The sequence below is a fragment of the Mycobacterium sp. genome (genome assembly GCF_032161845.1).
Taxonomy (GTDB): Bacteria; Actinomycetota; Actinomycetes; order Mycobacteriales; family Mycobacteriaceae; genus Mycobacterium.
In genome coordinates, this window is record NZ_JAVRQA010000163.1 from 1 (window position 1) to 7,969 (window position 7,969).

Below are 7,969 nucleotides of genomic sequence, written 5' to 3' on the forward strand. Positions count from 1 at the left end.
GAATCATCTCGACGCCCTGGAGAGGCACCTGGAAGCGAGCGAGGAAGCATGACCGGCACCGAGGGACGCCTGACCGTCGAGGGCGATCGCGCCGTCCTGCACTTCGAGCGCCGGCTCCCGTTCCCGGTCGAGAAGGTGTGGTCGGCGATCACCGATCCGAATCAGCGCGACCAGTGGATGGGCAAGACCGTGATCGAACCGCGAGAGGGCGGAAGGATCGAGACCGTCGCGACCGGACCGCCGCTGCCACCGGACGTGAAGCGGATGACGGGACGAATCCTGGTGTGGGACCCACCGCACGTGTTCGAGCACGAGTGGCACCAGGCGATCGTCGAGCCCGGCGTGGTCCGATACGAACTCCACCCCGACGGCACCGGAACGCTGCTCCGATTCAGCCACCGCGGGCTCAGCGTGCCCAATGCACGCGGCTTCCGGTCGGGCACCCACGCCTTCCTGGACCGGTTGGCGGCACTGCTGGCAGGCGAGCCCCTGCCCAACTGGGCACAGCGATACGAGGCGATCTCGGGCGTCGCATTCACCGAACGATGAAAGGAACATCCTTGACTCACAACGACTCTCACGGATCCGTCACGTTGGCCGTCGTCTATCACTCCGGCTTTGGACACACCGCCACCCTGGCGAGCGCGGTGGCGGCAGGTGCCACGGCAGGCGGCGCGACGGTCAACGCGCTCGCCGTTGACACCATGACCGACTCCGCTTGGGAAGTGCTCGACACGGCTGACGGAATCATCTTCGGCAGCGCCACCTACATGGGCAACGTTTCGGCCGGCTTTCAGGCCTTCGCCGAGAAGACCGGACGGCGTTGCCTCGAGGGAGCGTGGCGCGACAAGGTGGCGGCAGGGTTCACCAACTCCGGTGCCAAGAGCGGCGACAAGCTGCAATCTCTGGTGTCACTCGCGGTATTCGCCGCTCAGCATCACATGCACTGGGTCAACCTGGGCCTCGGCGCAGGCTGGAACACCTCGACCGGCAGCGAGCACGACATCAACCGGCTCGGTTTTTGGCTTGGCGCAGGCACGCAAACCGACGTCGACGCCGACTCGGATCAGGTACACCCCGCGGACGTTCGCACCTGCGAACACCTCGGTCGTCGCGTCGCCATGGTGACCCGGCAGATGGTTTCGGGACGCCTTGCCATGCAACCTAATCCAGCGGGCTCAGCTCTTGCAGCATCGTCGGCACCAGCTCGCTGACGGTGGGGTGAATGTGCATGGTTCGCGAGATGGCCGTGTAGGGCAGCTTTGCGGTCATCACGTCGAGGATGTCCTGGACGACCTCGTCACCGCCGACACCCAGGATCGAGGCACCGAGAATCTCGCTCGTCTCGGCGTCGACGAGGACCTTCATGAAGCCCTGCGTCTCACCCTTCTCGACCGCCCGTCCGACCTTGGTCATTGGACGCTTGCCCACCAACGCCTTTCGGCCAGACGCCCGGACGTCCGCGACCGACATCCCGGCACGCCCGAGCGGCGGGTCGATGTAGAGCGCATACGTCTGAACGCGGTCGCTGACCCGCCGGGGATCGTCGTCAAGCAGGTTGGCGGCGACGATCTCGAAGTCGTTGTACGACGTGTGAGTGAAGGCACCCTTGCCGTTGCAATCCCCCATCGCCCACACGCCGTCGGCGCTGGTGCGTAACTGGTCGTCGACCGTGACGTACCCACGCGCGTCGGTCTCGATCCCCGCGACGTCGAGCCCGAGGTCGTCGGTGTTGGGCTGCCTGCCGGTCGCCACCAGCAAATGGCTACCCGAAATGGGCTCGGCACCCTCGCGCGGATGCAGGTCGAACTCGTTGGATCCGTTGGTGTGCTTGGTGATCCGCATCCCGGTGGCATCGAGGTGCACGTCGATCCCCTCGGCTTCGAGGATCTGCTGGATGGCGGCGGACACGTCCTCGTCCTCGCGCGACGTGACCCTCGGCCCTCGCTCCACGACGCTGACCCGCGCGCCGAAGCGCCGGTACATCTGGGCGAACTCCAGCCCGATGTAGCTGGCGCCGACGATCACCAGGTGTTCCGGCAGGACGTCGAGATCGAGGATGCCGACGTTGGTGAGGTAGTCGACGTCGGACAGCCCGGGAATGTCGGGGACGGTCGCCCGGCCACCGACGTTGAGGAAGACGCGGTCGGCTTCGAGCACCTGATCGTCGACGCGGATCGTGCGCGGCCCCTCGAAGCGGGCATGTCCGCGGATGAGGGTGCATCCGTCCATGCCTTCGAGCCACGACTCCACGCCATGGCGGTCGTCGAGCATCACCTTGTCCTTGCGCGCCTTGACTCGGGCCATGTCGACGGTGACGTCGCCGGTGGCGATGCCATAGTCCGCACCCCGGCGCGCAGTGTGTGCCGTATGCGCGCTGGCCACCAGCGTCTTGGTCGGTATGCAGCCATAGTTCACGCACGTTCCACCGACGAGTTTGCGCTCGATCACCGCGACGGACTGGCCCGCCGCGGTCAGCCTGCCTGCCAGTGGCGGCCCGGCCTGCCCGGCGCCGACGATGATGGCGTCGTATTTCGTTGCCACGTCAGGGCCGTTCAGAGCGCGGAAGCCAGGGCGACCACCGCGAATCCGCCGAGCACCGCGATGACGTCCTCGCCAAGTGCGACGGGCAGGTCGTGTCCACCGTTGGCGGCGACCAGGCGGTGGCGTGCCTGATAGCCACCCATCGTGCCGAGCACGGCACCGATCACACCTGCCCCGATCGAGCTGAAGGTGTAGTGCCACCCGGCGCCGACCACCGCACCCGCGAACGCGCCCGTGACGAGGCGGGCGACGAACTGAGGCGGCACCGTGCGAGATGGCGTCGACGGCAGTTGGTCGGTGATCAATTCGACCACCAACAGGATGGTCAACACGGTCACCGTGATGGGGTGGCCGACCCACTGCGCCCAGGTGCCGTCGAGCGGGAGCCAGCCCAGCGCTGCGCCCCACGCGACGACCGCGGGCGGCGTCAGTGCCCGCAGGCCTGCCACGACACCGATGAGTAACGCGAGGAGGAGTACCAACACGTGCGTCATGGGCAGGACGCTAGCAGCATTGGGTCAGAAGCGGCAGAACCTTATGTCAGACGCCAAGATTGCCTTGGCACCGATCTCGGCCAGCTCGTCCATGATGGCGTTGACGGTCCTTCGCGGCACCAGCGCGCGCACCGCCACCCACGCCGGATCGGCCAACGGCGCGATGGTGGGCGACTCCAGTCCCGGTGTGACTGCGGTGGCGCGCTCCAGAACCGTACGCGGACAGTCGTAGTCGAGCATCAGGTACTGCTGGCCGAACACCACGCCCTGAACCCGACCCGCAAGCTGACTGCGCGCCGCTGCCGTCGCGGCGTCGGGGTCCGCCCGCTCGATCAGGATGGCCTCGGAATCACACAACGGTTCACCGAACGCCACCAGGCCATGTAGGCCGAGCGTGCGACCCGTCCCGACGATGTCGGCGATGACGTCGGCAAGGCCGAGTTGCACCGAGATCTCCACCGCGCCGTCGAGGCGGATCACCGTGGCCTCAATGCCCTTGGCGGCCAGATCCTTTCGGACCAGGTTCGGGTATGCAGTGGCAATCCGTTTGCCCGCCAATCCGTCGATCGTCCAGTCATGGCCGCTCGGCGCCGCATAGCGGAAACTCGACGAACCGAACCCGAGCGCCAGGCGCTCCTGCACCGATGCATCCGATTCCGCAGCAAGGTCGCGCCCCGTGATCCCGAAGTCCAGCTCTCCCGACCCGACGTAGATCGCGATGTCCTTAGGCCGCAGAAAGAAGAATTCCACGTTGTTGGCGGGATCCACGACGGTCAGATCCTTGGGATCGCGGCGACGCCGATAGCCGGCCTCGGACAGGATCTCTGCGGCCGACTCGCTGAGCGCGCCCTTGTTGGGGACCGCGACGCGAAGCATGTCGTGGGTCATAACTTCGCGTAGACGTCGTCGAGGGTCAGACCGCGGGAAATCATCAGAACCTGCGTCCAGTACAGGAGCTGGCTGATCTCCCCCGCCAGCGCGTCATCACCCTCGTGCTCGGCGGCGAGCCACACCTCGCCGGCCTCCTCGAGGACCTTCTTGCCCAGCCCGTGCACACCACCGTCCAATGCTTTGACGGTGCCACTTCCTGCAGGGCGGGTGCGCGCGCGCTCGCTGAGTTCGGCGAACAACGCGTCGAAGGTCTTCACGGCAGGCGATTGTTCCACGCCCACCACGGCGAAGTCACGGCGGTTTCGCCGAGGCCGTCGCTCGCGGGTCGCTCAGGCGTTCGCTCCTGGCTTCGCAGGGGCGACGATCGCGCCGTGCATGTCCTCCAGCGAAACGCCCTTCGTCTCCATGACCCACTTCCACACGAACAGTCCGGACAGCACCGCGCAAAGGCCGTAGAAGCCGTACGCGAGGCCCAGGTGACTCCGCAGTTCGGGGAACGACACGGTGATCAGCCAGTTGGCTACCCACTGACCGGCCGCGGCCAAGCCGAGGGCGGCGGCGCGGATGCGGTTGGGGAACATCTCGCCGAGCAACACCCAGACCACCGGGCCCCACGACATGCCGAACGCGACGACGAACAGGTTCGCCGCGATCAGCGCAATGACGTTGGTCCCCTCGGGGAGGCTCGGGATGCCGTCGGCACCCACCGTGGCGTTGGCGAAGATGACGGACATGGTCAACAGGGTGACGGCCATTCCGACAGAACCGATGATCAGCAGCGGTTTGCGGCCGATCTTGTCGATCAGTGCAATGGCGATGAGCGTCGTCAGCACGTTGACCACCGACGTGATGACGGTGGACCAGGCCGCGTCGCTCTCGCTGAAGCCGACCGCCTGCCACAGCACGTTCGAGTAGTAGAAGATCACGTTGATGCCGACGAACTGCTGGAAGACCGACAGCCCGAGACCCACCCACACGATGCCGTAGATGCCGCCGGTCGGCTTCTTCAGGTCACGCCAGGACGGCTTGTCTTCGCGCTCGAGAGTCTCCTTGATGCGATCGATGGTGATCTCGAGGTTCTTCTCTCCGAGCAGCAGGTTCAGCACCCTGCGGGCTTCCGGGATCTTATGGCTGGCAACGAGATAACGCGGCGACTCCGGAATCGTGAACGAGAGTCCCCCGTATACGACGGCGGGCACCGCCATGACCAGGAACATCCACCGCCACGCGTCGAGGCCGAACCACAGGTCCTCACCGGCACCGCCCGCGATCGTCTGCAGCAGGGTGTTGACGGCGAAGGACAGGAAGATACCCAGCACGATCGCGAGTTGCTGCAGGGAGCCCAACCTGCCTCGAATCCGGGGCGGCGACGTCTCGGCGATGTAGGCGGGAGCGATCACCGAGGCGACCCCGACTCCGATGCCGCCGATGACGCGGAAGATGACGAGGGTGAAGACTTCGGGCGCGAATGCGGTTCCGAGCGCGCTGATGAAGAACAGCACCGCGGCGATCTTCATCACCGAGATGCGCCCGATCTTGTCGGCGATGCGGCCCGCCGTCATCGCGCCGACCGCGGCGCCGAGGAGCGCCGACGCCACGGCGAATCCCAATTCGATCGAACCAATCTTGAATTGTTCCTCGATCGACTTGACCGCGCCGTTGATGACGGCGCTGTCGTAACCAAACAGCAGGCCGCCCAGTGCTGCGACGGACGCGATGCGGACGGCGGTGCCGCCCGAGGAGAAGTCGTCGTCGCTTATCGCCGACGTCGAGTCGTCGACGGGGGGTCCCTGGCCAGCCATGGGTGTCCTTTCGCAGCGCTGCGTGATGCCTGTCACACCACGATAGGACACTGCGTCGACCGAAATGGCCGGATCTCAACTCCGATCGGAGACGACCGCGTCAAGCTGTCCACTCAGCTGCTCGTGGATTGCGCGTAACGCGTCGACGTCCACCTCGGCCAACGACGCCACGTGCCGACGCCGTGGGCCCTCCGGCACCTCGACGTCGTTGGGCACCACCACGACGGGGCATCCCGCGGCCTCGGCTGCCTGCGACCCCGTCACCGAGTCCTCGATGGCCAGGCACTGGGCCGGATCGAAGCCGAGCAACTCAGCGGCCCGTCGATAGATGTCCGGCGCCGGCTTGGCGTGCTCGACCTCGTCACCACACACCGACGCCGAGAAGTAGTGGCTGCCAATGCTCTTGAGCGCGCGCTCGGTGAGCCCGCGGCGGGTGTTCGTCACCAATGCCATGGGGACGCCGGCCGCCGTCAACGCGTCGAGCATCTCGCGCGCACCGGGCAGCCAGGTCAAGCCCTCCTCGAACAGCTCACCGGTGTAGTCGTGCAACCAGTCCGCCGACTCCTCCATCGCGAGCGGATCGTGATCCAGACCGAGATCGGTGTACACGATGCGCATCAGCCCCTCCGACGAGCTGCCCACCGTGGTCTCCCGCACCTCGGGCGTCAGCACGCCCCCTAGCCGCGCGTACAGCGCTTGAAGCGAGATGTCCCAAAGCTTTTCGGAGTCGACGAGCGTGCCGTCCATGTCCCAGAGGACCGCGTGCATGCTCAGTCCTCCGGGTTGTAGCCGAGGTTGGGGCCGAGCCAACGCTCGGCTTCCTGCAGCGTCCAGCCCTTGCGCTTCGCGTAGTCGGCGACCTGGTCCTGGGCCAGCCGGCCGACCACGAAGTACTGCGACTGCGGATGGCTGAAGTACCAGCCGCTGACGGCAGCACCGGGCCACATCGCCATCGACTCGGTCAGCTCGATGCCGGTCCGCTCCTTGACGTCCATCAACTCCCAGAGCGTCGCCTTCTCGGTGTGCTCCGGGCAGGCCGGGTAGCCGGGGGCCGGGCGGATGCCTGAGTACTTCTCACCGATGAGCGCCTCGTTGTCCAGCTGCTCGTCGGGCTGATAGCCCCAGAACTCCTTGCGGACCCGTTGGTGCATCCGTTCGGCGAAAGCCTCGGCCAGCCGGTCGGCGAGCGACTCCAGCAGGATCGCGTTGTAGTCGTCGTTGGCCGCCTTGAACTCGACGATCTTGGCTGCGCTGCCGAGCCCCGTGGTGACGGCGAAGGCACCGACGTGGTCAGCCAGACCGGTGGCCTTGGGCGCAACGAAGTCGCCGAGGCTCCGGTTCGGGATGCCGGGCCGGTGCTCGCCCTGCTGGCGCAGGTTGTGCAACGTGGTCAGCACTTCGGTCCGGGTCTCGTCGGTGTAGACCTCGACGTCGTCGCCGACCGCGTTCGCCGGGAAGAACCCGATCACGCCGTTGGCGGTCAGCCACTTCTCCTTGATCAGGGTGTCGAGCATCTCCTGGGCGTCGTCGTACAACTTGCGGGCGGTCTCGCCCGAGACCGGGTTGTTGAGGATGTCGGGGAAGCGGCCCTTCATCTCCCAGGCGTTGAAGAACGGTTGCCAGTCGATGTACTCGCGCAGCTCGGCGAGGTCGTAGTCGAGAAACTCTCGTACTCCCGTGCCCTGGGCGGGCACTGGCGGCTGGTAGCCGTCCCACTCGATCGGCGTCCGGTTCGCCCTGGCCTTCTCCAACGTCAGCATCGGCCGCTCGCTCTTCTGCGCGTGCCGTTCGCGCAGGGCTGCATAGTCGGTCTCGGTGGCCTCCAGCAGGGCTGGACGCTGCTTGTCGTCGAGAAGCGCGGCGGCGACCGGCACCGAGCGGGACGCGTCCTTGACCCAGATCACCGGACCGCTCCGACGCGGCGACACCTTCACCGCCGTGTGGGCGCGCGACGTGGTCGCGCCACCGATCAGCAGCGGGATCTCCAGCCCCTGACGCTCCATCTCGACGGCGAAGTTGACCATCTCGTCCAGCGACGGGGTGATCAGCCCGGACAGCCCGATGATGTCGGCGTTGTGTTCCTTCGCCGCGTCCAGGATCTTCTGGGCAGGCACCATCACCCCGAGGTCGATCACTTCGTAGTTGTTGCACTGCAGGACGACCCCGACGATGTTCTTGCCGATGTCGTGCACGTCGCCCTTGACGGTCGCCATGATGATCGTGCCGTTGGTGTCTTTC

At 66.4% G+C, this 7,969-nt stretch carries 9 protein-coding genes; 2 read left to right on the plus strand and 7 right to left on the minus strand.

All coding sequences use genetic code 11. The features are described from left to right. Positions 1-48: 48 nt before the first annotated feature. Both QOD90_RS09385 and QOD90_RS09390 read left to right on the plus strand, forming a co-directional pair. Positions 49-549: an SRPBCC family protein gene (locus tag QOD90_RS09385; protein ID WP_526348925.1), complete on the plus strand. Its 501-nt coding sequence runs from the start codon at positions 49-51 to the stop codon at positions 547-549. Between the two features lie 11 nt (positions 550-560). Beyond that, the gene (locus QOD90_RS09390) at positions 561-1,214 is read left to right on the plus strand and encodes a flavodoxin family protein (protein ID WP_526348927.1); all 654 of its coding nucleotides are present in this window, start codon (positions 561-563) and stop codon (positions 1,212-1,214) included. Here QOD90_RS09390 and QOD90_RS09395 read toward each other — a convergent pair. The 7 genes from QOD90_RS09395 to QOD90_RS09425 all read right to left on the minus strand — a co-directional run. Next, the gene (locus QOD90_RS09395) at positions 1,165-2,544 is read right to left on the minus strand and encodes an FAD-containing oxidoreductase (protein WP_526348929.1); all 1,380 of its coding nucleotides are present in this window, start codon (positions 2,542-2,544) and stop codon (positions 1,165-1,167) included. The genes QOD90_RS09390 and QOD90_RS09395 overlap by 50 nt on opposite strands. An 11-nt stretch (positions 2,545-2,555) precedes the next feature. Then, entirely contained in the window at positions 2,556-3,038 is a 483-nt protein-coding gene (locus tag QOD90_RS09400) for a DUF4126 family protein (RefSeq protein ID WP_526348931.1), read from the minus strand. A gap of 24 nt (positions 3,039-3,062) precedes the next feature. Further along, a complete protein-coding gene (hisG, locus tag QOD90_RS09405) occupies positions 3,063-3,914 on the minus strand; it encodes an ATP phosphoribosyltransferase (protein WP_526348933.1) in 852 nt (283 codons plus the stop codon). Between the two features lie 8 nt (positions 3,915-3,922). Next, positions 3,923-4,204: a phosphoribosyl-ATP diphosphatase gene (locus QOD90_RS09410; RefSeq protein ID WP_526348935.1), complete on the minus strand. Its 282-nt coding sequence runs from the start codon at positions 4,202-4,204 to the stop codon at positions 3,923-3,925. Between the two features lie 54 nt (positions 4,205-4,258). Then, positions 4,259-5,731 (minus strand): sugar porter family MFS transporter, encoded by a 1,473-nt coding sequence (locus tag QOD90_RS09415; RefSeq protein WP_526348937.1) that lies wholly within the window; start codon positions 5,729-5,731, stop codon positions 4,259-4,261. A gap of 75 nt (positions 5,732-5,806) precedes the next feature. Continuing rightward, a complete protein-coding gene (locus tag QOD90_RS09420) occupies positions 5,807-6,499 on the minus strand; it encodes an HAD family hydrolase (protein WP_526348939.1) in 693 nt (230 codons plus the stop codon). Between the two features lie 2 nt (positions 6,500-6,501). Next, positions 6,502-7,969, minus strand: a 1,468-nt coding sequence (locus QOD90_RS09425; protein ID WP_526348941.1) for a vitamin B12 dependent-methionine synthase activation domain-containing protein, incomplete at its 5' end; no start/stop codon positions are given.